At 74.0% G+C, this 17210-nt stretch carries 17 protein-coding genes; 14 read left to right on the top strand and 3 right to left on the bottom strand.

Features of this window, described 5'->3' with window-relative positions; translation table 11 throughout:
• The first annotated feature begins 373 nt into the window (after positions 1-373).
• The 10 genes from ACTHAM_RS06895 to ACTHAM_RS06850 all read left to right on the top strand — a co-directional run bounded on the left by ACTHAM_RS06895 (position 374) and on the right by ACTHAM_RS06850 (position 9990).
• Complete coding sequence (locus ACTHAM_RS06895; protein ID WP_440685718.1) at positions 374-2032, top strand: nitrite/sulfite reductase; 1659 nt, start codon at positions 374-376, stop codon at positions 2030-2032.
• Entirely contained in the window at positions 2029-2220 is a 192-nt protein-coding gene (locus tag ACTHAM_RS06890; RefSeq protein WP_440685716.1) for a hypothetical protein, read from the top strand. Before ACTHAM_RS06895 ends, ACTHAM_RS06890 begins: the two co-directional genes overlap by 4 nt.
• Complete coding sequence (locus ACTHAM_RS06885; protein ID WP_440685714.1) at positions 2217-2927, top strand: phosphoadenylyl-sulfate reductase; 711 nt, start codon at positions 2217-2219, stop codon at positions 2925-2927. The genes ACTHAM_RS06890 and ACTHAM_RS06885 overlap by 4 nt, the downstream gene beginning before the upstream one ends.
• Positions 2924-3844 carry a sulfate adenylyltransferase subunit CysD gene (gene cysD, locus ACTHAM_RS06880; protein WP_440685712.1) on the top strand — a complete coding sequence of 307 codons (921 nt, stop codon included), beginning with the start codon at positions 2924-2926 and terminating at the stop codon, positions 3842-3844. Before ACTHAM_RS06885 ends, cysD begins: the two co-directional genes overlap by 4 nt.
• Positions 3844-5313, top strand: a complete 1470-nt coding sequence (locus ACTHAM_RS06875; protein WP_440685710.1) for a sulfate adenylyltransferase subunit 1 — start codon at positions 3844-3846, stop codon at positions 5311-5313. Before cysD ends, ACTHAM_RS06875 begins: the two co-directional genes overlap by 1 nt.
• Positions 5310-6599 carry a uroporphyrinogen-III C-methyltransferase gene (gene cobA / locus ACTHAM_RS06870; RefSeq protein WP_440685708.1) on the top strand — a complete coding sequence of 430 codons (1290 nt, stop codon included), beginning with the start codon at positions 5310-5312 and terminating at the stop codon, positions 6597-6599. The genes ACTHAM_RS06875 and cobA overlap by 4 nt, the downstream gene beginning before the upstream one ends.
• A gap of 9 nt (positions 6600-6608) precedes the next feature.
• The gene (locus tag ACTHAM_RS06865; protein ID WP_440685706.1) at positions 6609-7415 is read left to right on the top strand and encodes a dihydrofolate reductase family protein; all 807 of its coding nucleotides are present in this window, start codon (positions 6609-6611) and stop codon (positions 7413-7415) included.
• The gene (locus tag ACTHAM_RS06860; protein ID WP_440685705.1) at positions 7412-7897 is read left to right on the top strand and encodes a hypothetical protein; all 486 of its coding nucleotides are present in this window, start codon (positions 7412-7414) and stop codon (positions 7895-7897) included. The genes ACTHAM_RS06865 and ACTHAM_RS06860 overlap by 4 nt, the downstream gene beginning before the upstream one ends.
• A gap of 64 nt (positions 7898-7961) precedes the next feature.
• Positions 7962-8699 (top strand): aspartate/glutamate racemase family protein, encoded by a 738-nt coding sequence (locus tag ACTHAM_RS06855; protein WP_440685703.1) that lies wholly within the window; start codon positions 7962-7964, stop codon positions 8697-8699.
• A 58-nt stretch (positions 8700-8757) separates the two neighbouring features.
• Positions 8758-9990, top strand: coding sequence for a carboxylate--amine ligase (locus tag ACTHAM_RS06850; RefSeq protein ID WP_440685701.1), 1233 nt, complete (start codon positions 8758-8760; stop codon positions 9988-9990).
• Here the strand turns inward: ACTHAM_RS06850 and ACTHAM_RS06845 are convergent.
• Entirely contained in the window at positions 9980-10315 is a 336-nt protein-coding gene (locus ACTHAM_RS06845) for a sulfurtransferase TusA family protein (RefSeq protein ID WP_440685699.1), read from the bottom strand. The genes ACTHAM_RS06850 and ACTHAM_RS06845 overlap by 11 nt on opposite strands.
• Position 10316: 1 nt before the next feature.
• Positions 10317-11486: a DegT/DnrJ/EryC1/StrS family aminotransferase gene (locus ACTHAM_RS06840; RefSeq protein WP_440685697.1), complete on the bottom strand. Its 1170-nt coding sequence runs from the start codon at positions 11484-11486 to the stop codon at positions 10317-10319.
• 162 nt (positions 11487-11648) lie between these two features.
• Here ACTHAM_RS06840 and ACTHAM_RS06835 point away from each other — a divergent pair, with 162 nt between their 5' ends.
• Positions 11649-12704 carry a lipid II:glycine glycyltransferase FemX gene (locus ACTHAM_RS06835; RefSeq protein WP_440685695.1) on the top strand — a complete coding sequence of 352 codons (1056 nt, stop codon included), beginning with the start codon at positions 11649-11651 and terminating at the stop codon, positions 12702-12704.
• Positions 12705-12801: 97 nt separating this feature from the next.
• Here ACTHAM_RS06835 and gndA read toward each other — a convergent pair whose 3' ends face one another.
• On the bottom strand, positions 12802-14244 hold the full coding sequence (gndA, locus tag ACTHAM_RS06830; RefSeq protein ID WP_440685693.1) for an NADP-dependent phosphogluconate dehydrogenase: 1443 nt from the start codon (positions 14242-14244) through the stop codon (positions 12802-12804).
• Between the two features lie 175 nt (positions 14245-14419).
• Here gndA and ACTHAM_RS06825 point away from each other — a divergent pair, with 175 nt between their 5' ends.
• The 3 genes from ACTHAM_RS06825 to ACTHAM_RS06815 all read left to right on the top strand — a co-directional run bounded on the left by ACTHAM_RS06825 (position 14420) and on the right by ACTHAM_RS06815 (position 17043).
• Positions 14420-15004 carry a DUF3000 domain-containing protein gene (locus ACTHAM_RS06825; RefSeq protein WP_440685691.1) on the top strand — a complete coding sequence of 195 codons (585 nt, stop codon included), beginning with the start codon at positions 14420-14422 and terminating at the stop codon, positions 15002-15004.
• Between the two features lie 117 nt (positions 15005-15121).
• Positions 15122-15643 carry a response regulator transcription factor gene (locus ACTHAM_RS06820; protein ID WP_440685689.1) on the top strand — a complete coding sequence of 174 codons (522 nt, stop codon included), beginning with the start codon at positions 15122-15124 and terminating at the stop codon, positions 15641-15643.
• A 125-nt stretch (positions 15644-15768) separates the two neighbouring features.
• Complete coding sequence (locus ACTHAM_RS06815; protein ID WP_440685687.1) at positions 15769-17043, top strand: HRDC domain-containing protein; 1275 nt, start codon at positions 15769-15771, stop codon at positions 17041-17043.
• Positions 17044-17210 lie beyond the last annotated feature (167 nt).

The raw sequence follows: 17210 nt of genomic DNA, 5'->3' as shown, positions 1-17210 counted from the left end.
GCTGTGGCCTGCTCGGGGGTGGTCACGGTCGTCGAGCCTAACCGCGCCGTGGTCTGGTCCGGGCGCTGCCGTGCGGGCGTCGGGGGGCTGGACCTGGACACGTGTCCCACATCCTGGCCGTGCATTCTCACGATCCGGACACCCTCTCCCGGTGGTCGGGCCGATCTGTCAGCCTCGACCCCGTGCATAACCTCGGGTTCGTGAGCATGTGTCGGCCGTGCGCCGTGCCTGCGGACACCCGTGCGTGCTGTCTGCGGAGCATCTGACCCCGCCCGTCCACACCCGGGCGCGCGGTCTGCGCCCCGGATGAGCCGCCGACGACCCGGCGGTGGGAGCAGCCGTACGCCCTCGTCCCCACCCGGAGGTGCGCCGCATGGCGCAGACGAGGATCGCCCCGCCCCCCGCACGCCCCGAAGGCCAGTGGGCCCTCGACGAACGTGAGCCGCTCAACGCCAACGAGCGGTTCAAGCTCGAGGACGACGGCCTGAGCGTGCGGGCCCGCATCGAGGACGTGTACTCCCGTGAGGGCTTCGCCTCGATCAGCCCGGACGACCTGCGTGGCCGCATGCGCTGGTGGGGCCTGTACACGCAGCGCCGCCCCGGGATCGACGGCGGGCGCACCGCCACGCTCGAGCCGCACGAGCTCGACGACGAGTACTTCATGCTGCGCGTGCGCTGCGACGGTGGCGCCCTGACCGCCGCCCAGCTGCGCACCATCGCGCAGGTCTCGATCGAGTTCGGCCGTGGCACCGCCGACCTGACCGACCGGCAGAACATCCAGCTGCACTGGGTGCGCATCGAGGACGTCCCCCGCATCTGGCAGGCCTTGGAGGCCGTCGGGCTGAGCACGCAGGAGGCGTGCGGCGACACCCCGCGCGTCATCCTCGGCTCGCCCGTAGCGGGGGTCGCGGCCGACGAGATCATCGACGGCACTCCCGCCGTCGAGCACATCGCCCGCACCTTCATCGGCGACCCCGCCTACTCGAACCTGCCGCGCAAGTTCAAGACCGCCATCTCCGGGTCCCCGCACCAGGACGTCGCGCACGAGATCAACGACGTCTCGTTCATCGGCGTCGTGCACCCCGAGCTCGGAGCGGGGTTCGACGTGTGGGTCGGCGGAGGGCTGTCCACGAACCCCCGCCTGGCCGTGCGCCTGGGCGCGTTCGCCACGCTCGAGCAGGTGCCCGACGTGTGGCAGGGCGTCATCGGGATCTTCCGCGACTACGGCTACCGGCGCCTGCGCACCCGGGCTCGTCTGAAGTTCCTGGTGGCCGACTGGGGACCGCAGGTGTTCCGGGACGTGCTCGAGGGCGAGTACCTGGGGTTCGCGCTCGCCGACGGCCCGGCACCGCCCCCGCCACCGCTCGGCCGGCGCGACCACGTCGGTGTGCACCCGCAGCGCGACGGCCGGTTCTACGTCGGGGCCGCACCGGTGGTCGGGCGGGTCTCGGGCCCGCTGCTCGCGCAGGTCGCCGACCTGGTCGAGGCCGCCGGCTCGGACCGCGTCCGGCTGACCGCCGAGCAGAAGCTCGTCGTGCTCGACGTGGCCGCCGGGCAGGTCGACGCCCTGGCCGACGGGCTCGAGGCGCTCGGTCTCGCCGTGCGGGACGCCTCGACGTTCCGCCGCGGCACCATGGCCTGCACCGGCATCGAGTACTGCAAGCTCGCCATCGTCGAGACCAAGGCCCGCGCCCGCGACCTGGTCTTCCAGCTGGAGGAGCGGCTGCCCACGTTCGACGCGCCGCTGACCGTCAACCTCAACGGCTGCCCCAACTCGTGCGCACGCATCCAGGTGGCCGACATCGGCCTCAAGGGTGCGCTCGCCGGCCGTGAGGACGGCTACCAGGTGCACCTGGGCGGCGGCCTGGGCCTGACCAGCGGGCTCGGCAAGACGCTGCGCGGCCTGCGGGTGCCCGCGCACGAGCTGCCCGACTACGTCGAGCGGGTTGCCCGACGGTTCGACGCCCAGCGCACCGACGGCGAGCAGTTCGCGACCTGGGTGCAGCGTGCCGCCGAGGAGGACCTGCGATGAGCGAGAACCCGCAGCGTGCCGTGCCGTACCACTGCCCGTTCTGCGCCGGCGAGGACCTGTGGCCGGCCGGCGACACGCACGGGCAGTGGGAGTGCCGCACGTGCGCCCGCGTCTTCACGGTGCGGTTCGTCGGTCTGGCCGGCGCGCAGCTCCCCACACCCACCAGCACCCCCGGAGGCACACGATGACCGGCACGCTCGGCGCGGCGTCGACCGAGGAGCTGCGAACCCTGTCGATCGAGGCCGGGCGCACACTCGAGGGCGCGCACCCCCGGCAGGTCCTGGAATGGGCCGGGCGCACGTTCGGCGACGACCTCGTGCTGGCGTCCTCGATGGGCGACGAGGTGCTCGTGCACCTGGCCGCCGCCGCGGTGCCCGGCATCGACGTGATCTTCCTGGACACCGGGTACCACTTCGCCGAGACGCTGGGCACGCGCGACTACTACGCGCAGTTCACCGACATCCACCTGCGCACCGTGCTGCCGCTGGCCACCGTGGCCGAGCAGGACGCCACGCACGGGCCCCGGCTGCACGAACGCGCCCCCGACCGGTGCTGCGCGCTGCGCAAGGTCGAGCCGCTCGAACGCGGTCTGGCCCCGTACCGCGCGTGGGTCACCGGGATGCGCCGCGAGGACGCCCCGACCCGCACCGACATCGCGGTCGTCGGCTGGGACGAGCGACGCGCCAAGGTCAAGCTCAACCCCTTGGCGGCGTGGACCCAGCACGACCTGGACACCTACGTGGCCGAGCACCACGTGGTGCTCAACCCGTTGCGTGAGGCCGGGTACGCCTCGATCGGCTGCGCGCCGTGCACACGTGCCGTGGCCCCCGGGGAGGACCCCCGGGCCGGGCGCTGGTCGGGAACCTCCAAGACGGAATGCGGGTTGCACACATGAGCACGACCACCCACACCACCACCCCACGCCTGACCCAGCTGGACACGCTGGAGTCCGAGGGCGTGCACGTCATGCGGGAGGTCGCCGGCCAGTTCGAACGACCTGTGCTGCTGTTCTCCGGCGGCAAGGACTCGATCGTCATGCTGCACCTGGCCCGCAAGGCGTTCTGGCCCGCCCCGGTGCCGTTCCCCGTGATGCACGTGGACACCGGGCACAACTTCCCCGAGGTCATCGCCTACCGCGACGCCACCGTCGCCGAGCTGGGCCTGCACCTGGTCGTGGCCAGCGTGCAGGACGCCATCGACGACGGCCGCGTCACGCCGATCCCGGGCGGGTCCCGCAACCCGCTGCAGACCGTGCCGCTGCTCGACGCGATCACCGCGCACCGGTTCGACGCGGTGTTCGGCGGCGGTCGCCGCGACGAGGAGAAGGCGCGCGCCAAGGAACGGGTGTTCTCGCTGCGCGACGAGTTCGGCCAGTGGGACCCACGCCGCCAGCGCCCCGAGCTGTGGGACCTGTACAACGGCCGGCACCGCCCCGGTGAGCACGTGCGCGTGTTCCCGCTGTCCAACTGGACCGAGCTGGACGTGTGGCGCTACATCGAGCGCGAACGCATCGAGCTGCCCTCGATCTACTACGCGCACACCCGCGAGGTCTTCGCCCGGGACGGCATGTGGCTCGCCCCGGGCGAGTGGGGCGGGCCGCGACCGACCGAACCGCTCGAGCACCGCCTGGTGCGCTACCGCACGGTGGGCGACATGAGCTGCACGGGGGCGGTGGACTCAGGCGCGACGAGCGTCGCCGAGGTCATCGCGGAGGTCGCCGCCAGCCGGCTGACCGAACGGGGCGCCACCCGCGCCGACGACCGGGCCTCCGAGGCCGCCATGGAGGACCGCAAGCGCGAGGGCTACTTCTGATGACGACGACCACCGACCCCCAGCCCACGACGACCGCGGCGGGAGTGCAGCCCGCGGACCGGGACCCGCACCTGCCGCAGCACGCCCGGCGCGACCTGCTGCGCCTGGCCACCGCCGGCTCCGTCGACGACGGCAAGAGCACGCTCATCGGCCGCCTGCTGTACGACACCAAGTCGGTGCTGGCCGACCAGCTCAGCGCGGTCGAGCGCGCCACCGCGGCCCGCGACGGCGGAGCCGGCTCCGGTGCGCCCGACCTGGCGCTGCTCACCGACGGCCTGCGCGCCGAACGGGAGCAGGGCATCACGATCGACGTCGCGTACCGGTACTTCTCCACGGCCACGCGCGCCTACGTGCTGGCCGACACCCCCGGGCACGTGCAGTACACGCGCAACATGGTGACCGGCGCCTCGACGGCCGAGCTGGCCATCGTGCTGGTCGACGCCCGCAAGGGGGTGCTCGAGCAGACCCGTCGGCACGCCACCGTGACGGCCCTGCTGGGTGTGCCGCACGTGGTGCTGGCGGTGAACAAGATGGACCTCGTCGACTTCGACCAGACCCGGTTCGACACGATCGCGCACGAGTTCGCCGTGTACGCCACCGGCCTGGGCCTCACCGACGTGCAGGCCGTGCCGGTCTCCGCCCTGGACGGCGACAACGTCGTGGACGCCTCGGCCCGCACCCCCTGGTACACGGGCCCCACGCTCCTGGAGCACCTCGAGCAGGTGCCGGTGCAGCGCGACGTGCACGCCGAGACGTTCCGGTTCCCCGTGCAGCACGTCATCCGTCCACGCACCCCGGAGCACCCCGACTACCGCGGCTACGCCGGACGGGTCGCCGCCGGTGTGGTCCGGGTGGGCGACGAGCTCGCCGTGCAGCCGTCCGGGCGCCGCTCCCGGGTGGTCGGCATCGACACGTTCGACGGCCCGCTCGAGCTCGCGCACGCGCCGCAGTCCGTCACGCTGCGCCTGGCCGACGAGGTCGACGTCGCGCGCGGCGACGTGCTGGTCCCGGCCGACGAGCCCGTCACCACGGGGCTCGACCTGACCGGGACGGTGTGCTGGCTCGCCGAGCGCGACAGCGTGCTGGGTGCCCGGCTGCTGGTGCGGGTGGGCACCCGCACGGTGCGGGCGCTGCTGCGTGAGGTCGACGCGATCCTCGACGTGGACACGCTCACGGTGCGCACGCTCGCCTCCGTCGACACCGCGCACGTGCTCGACGCCCTCGACACCTCGCCGGCCGTCCCGCGCACGCTGGGCCTGAACGCCATCGGCCGTGTGCGGCTGCGGCTGGCCGAACCGGTCGTGCTCGACGACTACGCCGAGCACCGCCGCACGGGCGGGTTCCTGCTGGTCGACCCCGTCGACGGTGCCACCCTCGCCGCGGGCATGGTCGGCCCGACCCTGCTGGACGCCCTGGTGCCCGCCGACGACGACGAGGCCGGCGACTGGCTGGCCGGGGCGGGCATATGAGCGTGCCGGCCACCTCGCGCCACCCGGTGCTGCTCGACGTGCGGGGTCGGCGCGTCGTGGTGGTCGGCGGCGGTCCGGTGGCGGCACGCCGGGTGGCGGCGCTGGTGGGCGACGGCGCGCACGTGCACGTCGTGGCCCCGGCCGTGTGCGAGGACCTCGCGGCCCTGGTGCGCGACGAGACACGTGAGGCCACGGTCACCTGGCACGCCCGCGAGTACCGGCCCGGCGATCTGGCCCAGGCGTGGCTGGTGCACACCGCGACGGGCGACCGGGCCACCGACGCGGCCGTGGCCGCCGAGGCCGAGGCCTCGCGGACCTGGTGCGTGCGCGCCGACGACGCGTCCGCGTCGAGCGCCTGGACCCCGGCGGTGGCCCGGTCGGGCGAGGTGAGCGTCGCGGTCGGCGCAGGGGGCGACCCGCGCCGGGCGGTCGCGCTGCGTGACGCGATCGCCGTGCTGCTGGACACCGGTGCCCTGCCGCTGCGCCACCACCGGCATCCCGTGGCCGGTGCGCACCGCGACGGGACACCGGTGGCGGGGACGGTCACACTCGTCGGCGGAGGCCCGGGAGACCCCGGCCTGATCACCACCCGGGGACGACGCGCCCTGGCCGAGGCGGACGTGGTGGTCGTCGACCGCCTGGGACCGCGAGCGCTGCTGGACGAGCTGGACGAGCAGGTCGAGGTCGTCGAGGCCGGCAAGGCCCCGCACGCGCACACGCTCACCCAGACCGAGATCAACGAGCTGCTCGTGCAGCGTGCCCAGGCGGGTCTGCGCGTGGTGCGCCTCAAGGGCGGTGACCCGTTCGTGCTGGGCCGCGGTGCCGAGGAGGTGCAGGCGTGCGTGGACGCCGGGGTGCCGGTCGAGGTCGTGCCGGGGGTGACCAGTGCCGTCGCGGTGCCCGCCGCCGCGGGGATCCCCGTGACGCACCGGGGGTTGGCCCGGGCGTTCGCGGTGGTGTCCGCGCACGACGACGACACCGACTGGGCGGCGCTGGCGCGCTTCGACGGCACACTGGTGCTGCTGATGGGCGTGGGTCGGCTGCGCACGCACACGGCGGTGCTCGTCGCGCACGGCATGGACCCGGCCACACCGGTGGCGGTCGTCGAGCGCGGCACGCTGCCCGACCAGCGCACCACCACCGGCACGCTGGCCGACATCGCCGACCGCGCGGCCGAGCGCGGGGTCACCAACCCTGCGGTCGTGGTGGTGGGCGCTGTCGCGGGGCTCGCCACGGTCACCACCCCGGCGCCGCTCCCCCGGGCCGCGCACGACGAGCAGGCCTAGCCTGGCCGCGTGCCCCGCCACCACACGCCCCCGACCCTCGACGTGCTGCTGCCCACCGGCCACACCGGCGCGGTTCGCCTCGCCCCGCGCGAGGACGAGTCCGAGCTGGTCGCGCTGTTCGCCGACGCCGCCGTGCGACCGGACGCACGCGTGCACGTGCGCGCCAACATGGTCAGCACGCTCGACGGCGCCGCGACCGGCCCGGACAGGCGCTCCGGGTCGATCAACGACGAGGCCGACCACCGGGTGTTCACCGCGCTGCGCGCGCTGGCCGACGTGGTCCTCATCGGTGCGGGCACGGCGCGCACCGAACGGTACGAGCCCCTGCGCACACCCGACGCCCTGCAGAGCACCCGCCGGGCCCACGGACGCACCGACGAACTCGAGCTCGCCCTGGTCACCGCCTCCGGCGCCGTGCCCGAGGTACTGCTCGACGCCGCGCGGCCGCCGCTCGTGCTGACCGTGTCCGCGTGCCCGAGCCTGGAGCTGCTGCGCTCCCGCATCGGGCCGCACCGGGTGCTGGTGGCCGGCGACGACCAGGTGGACCTGCCCACGGCGCTGGACCTGCTGGCCGACCGTGGTCTGGTGCACGTGCTGACCGAGGGCGGACCCCGTCTGCTCAGCGACCTGCTCGCGGCGGACCTGGTCGACGAGCTGTGCCTGACGTGGACGCCCCTGGTGGTGGGTGGCCCGGCACCGCGGGCGACGCGCACCGACGACTGGTTCGAGCCGGTGCACCATGCCCGTCCCCGGCACCTGCTGCACGCCGACGGCACGCTGCTGGGCCGCTGGGTGATCGATAGGCTCACGCCGTGACCGACACGATCCTGGTCCTCGCAGAGGACGCGCTGAGCCCCACCGACGTCGAGCACCTGCTCGCCCTGCACCCGGACGAGGTGCTCGACTACCGGGTGCTGGTGCCCGCCGACACCGAGCGCAACCTGCTCGTGGCGATCATCGACGACCTGAGCCTGGGTGGGCTCCGCGAGGCGCTCGACCACGCCCGGGGCAAGGAGCCGAGCGCGTCGCAGGCCACCCGCACGGCCGCCGAGCAGGTGAGCGAGACCGTCGCTGCATTCACCGCCGCGGGCCGCACGGCGACCGGCCAGGTGATCGACGACGACCCGCTGCCTGCACTGCGCTCCGCGGTCGCCGCGGGCGAGGTGCGCGAGGTCGCGGTGGTGACGTACCCGCACGCGGTCGAGGACACGTTCCACCGCGACTGGGCCTCCCGCGCCCGTGAGGAGCTGCAGGTCCCGGTGCTGCACCTGTACGCCGGGACCAGCGCACTGGGCTGAGCCGACCGCTCGCCCCATATGCGCCCGCGCCCACCTGGGCGTTCGCACGACACTAGGATGAGATGTGACCTCCTCGGCCTCCGGCAACGCCATTGCACGCGGGCTGGTCGGGGTGATCGGCGGTGTCGGGCCGGCCGCGACCGTGTGCTTCCTCGACAAGATCGTCCGGCTCACCGCGGCGGACAAGGACCAGGACCACGTCGAGCTCGTCGTGCTCCAGCACTCCTCGATCCCCGACCGCACGGCGTTCATCCTCGAGACGTCCACGCAGGACCCCGGCCCGGTGATGGCGCAGGACGCGCGGCGGCTGTCGTCGCTGGGCGTGGACTTCATCGTCGTCCCGTGCAACACGGCGCACTTCTTCACCGCCGAGGTCGAGGCGGCCTCGAGCGTGCCCGTGCTGAGCATCGTCGACGAGACGCTCGACGAGGTCGCCCGGGACGGCACGGTGCGCACCGTCGGTCTGCTGGCCACCAGCGGCACGTTGGCCTCGGGTGTCTACCAGCGCGCGGCCGACGCCCGCGGGCTGCGCACCCTGGAGCCGGACGACGACGACCAGGCCCGGGTCATGGGGATCATCTACGACCAGGTGAAGGCCGGCCGCCCCGCCGACGTGCCGACGCTGCTGCAGGTCGTGGCCGCCCTGGTGGCGCGGGGCGCCGACCGGGTGGTGCTGGGCTGCACCGAGCTGTCCGTCGTGGCCGACGAGGCGGAGCTGCTCGACCGCCCCGAGCTGGTCGACTCCCTCGACGTCCTGGCCCGGTGCACGGTGCTGCGCGCCGGGCACACGCTGCGCGACTGACCACCTGCTCACGGGCCGACCGGCCCGGGTGCGCCTGACGAACGGAGACACCGCCCGGATGCGGTACGGCAACGACGACTTCGTCCCCGTGATGCTGGGGACGAACCTCAACACCTACAACCAGGCCCGGTCGCTGCACGAGGCGTTCGGGGTCCGCTCGCTTGCCCTGGGCCGGTTCCCGCTGCGCGAGACCGCGCACTCGGCGATCCTCGACGTGCGCGCCTACCCGCGCTTCGACACGCCCGAGTTCATCGTGTCCACGCTGAAGGACCTCGCCGCGGAGCTGCCCGGGCGCAAGCGCCTGCTGCTGCCGAACATCGAGTTCTACGCCGGGGTGGTCCTGGAGCACCGCGCCGAGCTGGAGCAGGACTACCTGATCCCGCTGGTCGACGCCTCGCTGGCGGCCCGGCTGATGAACAAGCGCGACTTCGCCCGCACGTGCGCCGAGCTCGGCGTGCCGCACCCAGGCACGGTCGTCGTGGGGCCGTCCGACGTCGAGGACGAGCACCTCGGGGCGGACCTGCCGTTCGCGTACCCGGTGATCCTCAAGCCCGCCGACACCGACACGTACCCGCGCCTGCGGTTCGAGGGCAAGCAGAAGGTGTACCTGGTCGACGACGCCGCCGGGCTGCGCACGATCGCCCGTCGCATCTACGCCGCCGGGTACACCGACGACCTCATCGTGCAGGAGTACATCCCCGGCGACGAGACGGTCATGCGCGTGGCCAACAGCTACTCGGACCGGCACGGCCGGATGCGGTTCCTGTCCGTCGCCCAGGTGGCGCTGGCCGAGCCCGACCCGAACCTGGTGGGCAACTACAACGCCGTGCTCACGGTGCACGACGAGGAGCTCACGGAGTCGATCCGACGTCTGCTCGACGGCGTCGGGTACGTCGGGCCGGCGAACTTCGACGTCATGGTCGACCCGCGTGACGGCCTGGCCAAGATCCTCGAGGTCAACCTGCGTCAGGGGGCGTGCAGCTTCTTCACGATGGCCGCGGGCGGCAACCTCACCCGCTGCTACGTGGACGACCTGGTGCACGGCACCGAGCTGCCCGAGACGGTCACCACGCAGGAACGGCTGTGGGTCAACGCGCCCTACCCGGTGGTGTCCCGGTTCGCTCCTGCCTCGATGCGTCCTCGTCTGCGCGCCGCTGCCCGGCACGGTGTGACCCACACGTTGCGCTACGCGGGCGACCGTGGCCTGCGGCGCCGGCTCGAGGTGGCCCGCATCGACCTGCGCCACACGCTGGACTACGTGCGCCACTCCGCGACCCGGTTCAACCGGTAGCGGCCGGCGGGTCCTGCTCGGCCACGGTGTGCCAGGGCCGGTCGGGGTCGGTGGGCACCGGCCGTGCCGCGAGCTGCACGGCGTAGGTCGGGCGGTCCGTGCCGGTGACCGGCCCGAGGTAGGTGTGACCGGTCATCCGGCACCACACCGGCAGGTCGATGGGCGCGACGGGGTCACCGGTGGTCAGGTGCACGACCGTGCCGCCCGGCAGCTGGGCGGCGCGGTTGCGCAGCAGCACGAGCAGCCGTGCGCACCCCAGGTCGCCGCCGTCGAGGTGGTGGACATGGTCGGCGGGATCGCTGGGCGCCCCGGGGGCGTCGGTCACGTCAGCGGCCGAGTGCCGTGCGGACCACACCTGCCACGTGCCGCGCACGGTCGGCGTCCACCCCGGTGGGCAGGTTCACGACGCGCGCGATGAGGTCCTCGGTGACCGCCTGCGTGCCGTCACCGGGCGTGTACCCGTAGAGGCCGGGGTCCTGCACACCGGGGAACAGCGCCGGCCGGTACCAGCGGCCCGCGTAGACCCCGGCGCGGGCCAACGCGTCCAGCACGCGCTCGGCGCTCTGGCCGTCGGCCGCGAAGAACGGGAACCGCACCAGGGCGCTGCCCGCCGTGATCGCGCCGGGCACCTCCACCAGGTCGGCAAGCTCGTGCAGGTAGACGGCCACGGCCTGGGCACGGCGGGACTCGTCCTGCGTGAGACCCGGCAACCTGGCGGCCATCTGGGACAGGACCCACGCCGAGGGCCGCAAGGGTGGGTGGGCGAGCCCGCCGCGCAGCTCGACCGGCGCGATGGCCGGCTCGAACAGCCCGGCACGTGTCAGCAGGTCGCGCAGCCACCTCGAGGCGGCCCCGGGCAGCCGGGTCAGCACACGCAGCTGGGTGCGGTAGGTCCGGACCGCCAGGTCCAGTCGCCGACCGGCGACGGGCAGGCCCGCCAGGTCACGCACGATGCGTTCGCGCAGCGCACGGTCGGGCAACGCCGGGTTCACCCACACCGCACCGCCGAACCGGGTGGGGAGCATCTTCTCCACCCCGAAGGAGTGCACCGACACGTCGGCCAGGGGCGCACCGGCACGGTCGCGGGCCATGCGGGTCACGCAGTGGGCGCTGTCCTCGAGCACGAGCGCGCCGACCGCACGGGCACGCTCGGCAACCCTGACCGCGGCCGGCTCGTCGAGGATGCCGAACGTGTGCTGCAACGCCACGGCGCGTGTCCGGTCCCCGACGACCAGCCGGTCGGGGTCGATCGAGACCGAGCGCGGCGAGACCTCCGCGTGCACGGGCCGCAGCCCGGCCACCAGGATCGGGTCGACCGCCGTGGCACAGGTGAAGATCTGCGTGACGACCTCGCCGGGCCCACGGTCGTCCGCCAGCGCCTGCAGCACGACCTGCATGCCGTAGCGGGCCTTGAGCACCAGGAACCAGTCGGCCGGGTCGGTGCCGGTGCGCTGCGCGAGCAGATCCGTGACAACGGCGGCGTCGTGGCTGCTCATGGCACTCCCAGCGGGACGGACGAGGGGCGGACGAGAGGGTGCCCCGGGGTCCCGCGGCGGTCCGTGCAGCCTACCAACCGGCCTCGCTCGAGCGCCCCGCCGGGGCTGTGACGAGGACGGACGCACCAGGGCGAGTCGGACGCCGTCGCTATCATGGCCGACGTGCCAGCCGCCCCCTCCTCCTCCGTGCCCCCTGCCCACCCCGCCGGTCCGCTCGTCGAGCAGATCACCGACCCGGTCGCCTGGGACGCGTTGGTCGACTCCCTCGGCGGGCACCCCCTGCAGCGGTGGGGCTGGGGTCAGGTGAAAGCCACAGGCTCCTGGCAGGCCCACCGACTCCAGGTGAGCCTCGAGGGCCGGGCCGTCGGCGCGGCACAGGTCCTCGTGCGGCACCTGCCGTTCCCGTTCCGGGCGCTGAGCTACGTCCCGCGCGGCCCGGCGGTCGCCCCGGCCGACGCCGACGCACCGGTCGGGTACGGCGTCGGGGACGAAGCGATGCGTTCGCTGGTCTGCACGGCCGTGGCGCAGTGGGCCCGCCGCCACGTCGGCGGGGTCGGCATCAGCTTCGAGCCCGACTGGCCGGCCGGCACCACCGTGACCGTGCCCGGTATGGTCACCGGCCAGCAGCCGATCCTGCTGGCCAGCACCCTGATCCTCGACCTGACCCGCACCCCCGAGGAGCTCATCGCCACGATGGGCCGCACCACACGCTCCGACGTGCGCAAGGGCGGTCGCGACGTCGAGATCCGCCGGGTGCGCGAGGAGGACGAGGTCCGGGCCGTCCTGGACGTCTACCGCGACACCGCGGCACACGCCGGGTTCGCGTTGCACACCGACGAGTACTACCTGGCCGTGCACCGCGAGCTGGGTGAGGCCTCCCTGCTGGTGGCCGCGTTCCGTGAAGGCCGCCCGTGCTCGTTCGTGTGGAACGCGATCTCCGCCACGACCGCCTTCGAGCTGTACGGCGGCGTCGACGACACCGGTCGCAAGGCGCGGGCGAACGCCCCGGTGAAGTGGCACGCCGCCCAGCTCGCCCAGCAGGCCGGGGCACTGCGCTACGACATGAACGGTCTGCTGAACGACGGCATCTCGGACTTCAAGCGCTCGTTCGCCGACCACGAGGACCAGCTGGTCGGCACGCTGGACGTGCCGTTCTCGCCGTTGTACGGCCTGTGGGTGCGGGCCCTGCCCGCGGCGAAGCGCATCGTGCGCCGCTGACCCTCACGCCCCGCGCAGCGGGCGTGCGGACAGGCATCGACCGCGGTGAACCGGTGGGGTGCGGGCATCGTCCTCGGACGACGCCCGCACCCTCCGCTCAGGCGTCCTGCTCGGTGCGGTCGGTGGACCACTGGGTGTGGAACGTGCCTTCCCGGTCGGTGCGCCGGTAGGTGTGCGCGCCGAAGAAGTCGCGCTGCGCCTGGATCAGGTTGGCCGGCAGTCGGGGCGCGCGCACGCCGTCGTAGTAGGCCAGCGACGAGGAGAACGCCGGCACCGGCACGCCGTGCTGGGCGGCACCGGCCACGATCCGCCGCCAGGCCGCCAGCCCGTCGCCGACCGCGGCGGTGAAGTACTCGTCGGCCAGCAGCAGCGGCAGGTGCGCGTCGCGCTCGTAGGCCTCGGTGATCCGGTTGAGGAACCGGGCCCGGATGATGCAGCCACCGCGCCAGATGCGGGCCATGGCGCCGCGGTCGATGTCCCAGCCGAACTCCGCCGACGCCGCCGCGATCTGGTCGAAGCCCTGCGAGTAGGCCACCACCTTGGAGGCGTACAGCGCCTGACGCACGTCCTCGACGAACGCCTCGCGGTCGGCCACGTCCCACGGCTGCGTCGCGGCGGGCAGCACCGCGCGGGCGGCCTCACGCTGCGGCACGGAGCCGGACAGCGCGCGGGCGAACGTCGCCTCGGCGATCCCGGTGATCGGCACCCCCAGGTCCAGGCCGTTCTGCACGGTCCAGCGGCCGGTGCCCTTCTGCTCGGCCTGGTCCAGCACGATGTCGACGAACGCCGCGCCCGTGGCCGCATCCACGTGCGCGAGCACGTCGGCGGTGATCTCGATGAGGAACGACTCCAGGTCCCCGGTGTTCCACTGCGCGAAGATCTGCCCGATCTCGGCCGCGCTGGCACCCAGCCCCTGCTTGAGCAGGTCGTAGGCCTCGGCGATCAGCTGCATGTCGGCGTACTCGATGCCGTTGTGCACCATCTTCACGAAGTGCCCCGCGCCGTCGGGCCCGACGTACGTGCAGCACGGCACGCCGTCGACCTTCGCCGAGATCGCCTCGAGGATCGGTCCGAGCACCTCGTACGACTCGCGGGTGCCGCCGGGCATGATCGAGGGGCCGTTCAGCGCCCCCTCCTCGCCGCCGGACACGCCGGTGCCCACGAAGTGCAGCCCCTTCTCCCGCAGCGCAGCCTCTCGGCGGCGCGTGTCGGGGAAGTGCGCGTTGCCGGCGTCGATGACGATGTCGCCCTCGTCGAGCAGCGGCACCAGCTCGTCGATCACGGCGTCCGTGGCCGCACCGGCCTTGACCATCACGACGATCTTGCGCGGCCGGGCCAGCGAGGCCACGAAGTCCTCCACCGACTCCGAGGGCACGAACGTGCCTTCCTCGCCGTGGTCGGCCACCAGCGACGCCGTGCGGGCGAACGAGCGGTTGTGCACCGCGACGGTGAAACCGTTCCGGGCGAAGTTGCGGGCCAGGTTCCTGCCCATCACGGCAAGACCGGTCACACCGATCTGCGCGGCTCCAGTGGCGACCATGCGCGACGTGCTCCTTCGGGCCATGGGGCCGCGCACCGACGTACCGCGCACCTGCGCACGCAGTCGTCGCGGGCCCCGAGGGTGATGTGCCCGGTCAGCCTAACCTCGCACCGCAGGCGCACGGTCGGCGTGCCGCAACCCGAGACGGCACCCCGCGCGCCGTACGCTCGCCGACGTGACACCCGCAGGTCCGGAGGACGTCCCCGCCGAGTTCATCCGCGCCCTGCGCTCGCTGCGGAACGTGACCGTGCGCCCCGAGGTGGTCCTGGACGAGGTCTCCGGGCCTGCCCGCATCGCCCCGTACTCCGCGGCGCTGACCGCGGAGGTGCGCACCGCCCGCAGGTCGGTGGCCGCCACCGAGCTCGCCTCGGGCCGGTTCGTCGTGCTGTACGACCCTGCCGGGCAGGAGGCCTGGGAGGGCCGCTTCCGCCTGGTGACGCTCGTACGGGCCAACCTCGAGCACGAGGTGGGCGCCGACCCGATGCTGGCCGAGGTCGCCTGGAGCTGGTTCCACGACGCGCTCGCCTCGGCGGGCCTGGACGCCCACGCGGCCGGCGGCACGGTCACCCGTGTCCTCTCGCAGAGCTTCGGGGCGCTCGAGGTCCGTGAGGAGCAGTCCGAGCTGGAGGTGCGGGCGTCGTGGACGGCACGCGGCGAGGACCTCGGACCGCACCTGCGGGCGTGGACCACGCTGCTGTGCACCGTCGCCGGGCTGCCTCCGTTGCCGGAGGGCGTGGTCGCCCTCGCGCCGCGCCGTTGACCCCTGCACGCGCGCCCGTGCACCGCACCGGCACACCGTGCACGCGCTCCCACGCCTCACCCGGCCGTGGCGCACCCGGGACTCAAGTGCTCTGCGACGCATGCCGATAGGGGCCATGTGAGCATCGAGCCGCTGCGCCGTGAGGTGAGCACGGCCGCGCGCCCCGCCGCCCGATCGGTTCCCCAGCCGAGCACGCCCCGCGGAGCCTCGGCCGTCCCGCAGATGTGCCTCGTGGTGCCTGAGGTCGCCGACGGCGAGGGTGAGGCCCTCGTGCGGAACCTGCGCCGCCGCGGCGCGCACCGCGTGGTGGTCCTGACCCGGCGGGCCGGCCGCGACGAGCTCAACGCGATGCTCGCCGGTGGGTTGCGCGGTGCGGTGGCCGGGGCCGTCGAGCAGGCCGTGTCCCGTCCTGCCGTGGTGGTGCCGGTGCCCCGCCGGAGCCTGCCCGAGCTGACCGCGCGGGAGATCGGCGTGCTCGAGCTCGTCGCCGCCGGACGCAGCAACCGGCTCGTGGGCGAGGCGTTGGGGCTGTCCGCCCTGACGGTCAAGAGTCACCTGGCGCGGATCTCGCGCAAGCTCGGCACGGGCGACCGCGCCGAGCTGGTCGCCATCGCCTTCCGCGCAGGTCTACTCGACTGATCCGGCGACCACGACCCGACGCGCGGCCGTTCCGATTCGCCTGAGGGGCGGATCACACCGCGGGTGCGGCCCTCCCCCGCGCGGCCTGCACGGGGTGGACCGCGCTGTCGCCTACCGTGGACCCCATGCACGACACGGCCGCCACCACACCCGGACCGGACGCCGTCGAGGCGCCGGACCCGGCCGCCGGTGACCAGCCGACCGTGATCCCGCTGACGGAGCCCGCCGACGGGATCCCGCCGGTGGTGGACACCCCGGAGGCGTTGGCCGCCGTCGTGGAGGCCTTCGGCGCGGGCACCGGGCCGGTGGCCGTCGACGCCGAGCGTGCGTCCGGGTACCGGTACGGGCAGCGCACCTACCTCGTACAGCTGCGGCGCGAGGGTGCCGGCACCGCCCTGATCGACCCGTCCGCCCTGCCTGACCTGTCGGCCCTCTCCGAGGCGCTGGTCGGTGTCGAGTGGGTGCTGCACGCCGCGTCGCAGGACCTGCCGGGTCTGGTCGAGCAGGGCATGCGCCCGTCGCGGATCTTCGACACCGAGCTGGGCGCACGGCTGCTCGGGCTGGAGCGGGTGGGCCTGGCGGCCGTCGTGGCCGAGATGCTCGGGCTGGGCCTGGCCAAGGAGCACTCGGCGGTCGACTGGTCGACCCGTCCGCTGCCCACCGAGTGGCTGCGGTACGCCGCGCTCGACGTCGAGGTCCTCGTCGAGCTGCGCACCGTCCTGGCCGAGCGGCTCGCCGTGGCCGGCAAGGCCGAGTGGGCCGCCCAGGAGTTCGAGGCGGTGCGCACCGCACCACCGGCACCCCCGCGCGTCGAGCCGTGGCGTCGGGTCTCCGGTCTGCACGCGATCCGCGACGCCCGGCGCCTGGCCGTCGTGCGCGAGCTGTGGCAGACCCGCGACACGAACGCCCGCCAGCGCGACATCTCCCCCGGCCGGGTGCTGCCCGACCACGCCATCGTCGCCGCCGCCCAGGCCCTGCCGCGTGCGGTCCCGCAGCTGACGGCGCTGCCGGCGTTCGCCGGGAAGGGCACGCGGCGCCGCGCGACGTTGTGGCAGTCGGCGATCGACCGCGGTCTGGCACTGCCCGAGTCCGAGCTGCCCTCGGTGCGCGGGCCGAAGTCCGACGCACCGCCGCCGCCCCGGGCGTGGGCCGATCGTGACCCCGCTGCCGCGGCCCGGCTGTCGGCGGCCCGCGAGGCGGTCACGGCGTTGTCCGTCGAGCACAGCGTGCCGGTGGAGAACCTGCTCCAGCCGGATCTGCTGCGACGCCTGTGCTGGTCGCCGCCGCCGACGCTCGACGAGGCGTCGATCGCGGGCGTGCTGGAGGCCGGCGGTGCCCGTGCGTGGCAGGTGGGCCTGGTCGCCCCGCGTCTGGCGGAGGCGTTCGCCGCCGGACGCTGACCTGCGCGTTCGCGTGGCCGCCTCCGGGGGCGCGGTGCCGGGCCCCGGCCCGCTCTGTCGCATGCCGTCCGCCGCTGTTACTCTGCGGTAACTTCGACCGGTCAGGACCAAGGTCCCGGGCCTACCGGTCGGTAGACGGCCCCGCACACCGACGTGCCGAGGGCTCG

Source organism: Cellulomonas soli (genome assembly GCF_052036975.1).
In the GTDB taxonomy this organism is placed as follows: domain Bacteria; phylum Actinomycetota; class Actinomycetes; order Actinomycetales; family Cellulomonadaceae; genus Cellulomonas; species Cellulomonas soli_A.
This window is presented reverse-complemented; position numbering and strand designations above follow the sequence as displayed.

Bases quoted from the DNA above. Each gene is read 5' to 3' on its own strand.
- cysD (WP_440685712.1), top strand. From the start codon at position 2,924: ATGAGCACGACCACCCACACCACCACCCCACGCCTGACCCAGCTGGAC.
- gndA (WP_440685693.1), bottom strand. From the start codon at position 14,244: ATGGTCGCCACTGGAGCCGCGCAGATCGGTGTGACCGGTCTTGCCGTG.
- ACTHAM_RS06840 (WP_440685697.1), bottom strand. From the start codon at position 11,486: ATGAGCAGCCACGACGCCGCCGTTGTCACGGATCTGCTCGCGCAGCGC.
- ACTHAM_RS06815 (WP_440685687.1), top strand. From the start codon at position 15,769: ATGCACGACACGGCCGCCACCACACCCGGACCGGACGCCGTCGAGGCG.
- ACTHAM_RS06890 (WP_440685716.1), top strand. From the start codon at position 2,029: ATGAGCGAGAACCCGCAGCGTGCCGTGCCGTACCACTGCCCGTTCTGC.
- ACTHAM_RS06885 (WP_440685714.1), top strand. From the start codon at position 2,217: ATGACCGGCACGCTCGGCGCGGCGTCGACCGAGGAGCTGCGAACCCTG.
- ACTHAM_RS06895 (WP_440685718.1), top strand. From the start codon at position 374: ATGGCGCAGACGAGGATCGCCCCGCCCCCCGCACGCCCCGAAGGCCAG.
- cobA (WP_440685708.1), top strand. From the start codon at position 5,310: ATGAGCGTGCCGGCCACCTCGCGCCACCCGGTGCTGCTCGACGTGCGG.
- ACTHAM_RS06875 (WP_440685710.1), top strand. From the start codon at position 3,844: ATGACGACGACCACCGACCCCCAGCCCACGACGACCGCGGCGGGAGTG.
- ACTHAM_RS06850 (WP_440685701.1), top strand. From the start codon at position 8,758: ATGCGGTACGGCAACGACGACTTCGTCCCCGTGATGCTGGGGACGAAC.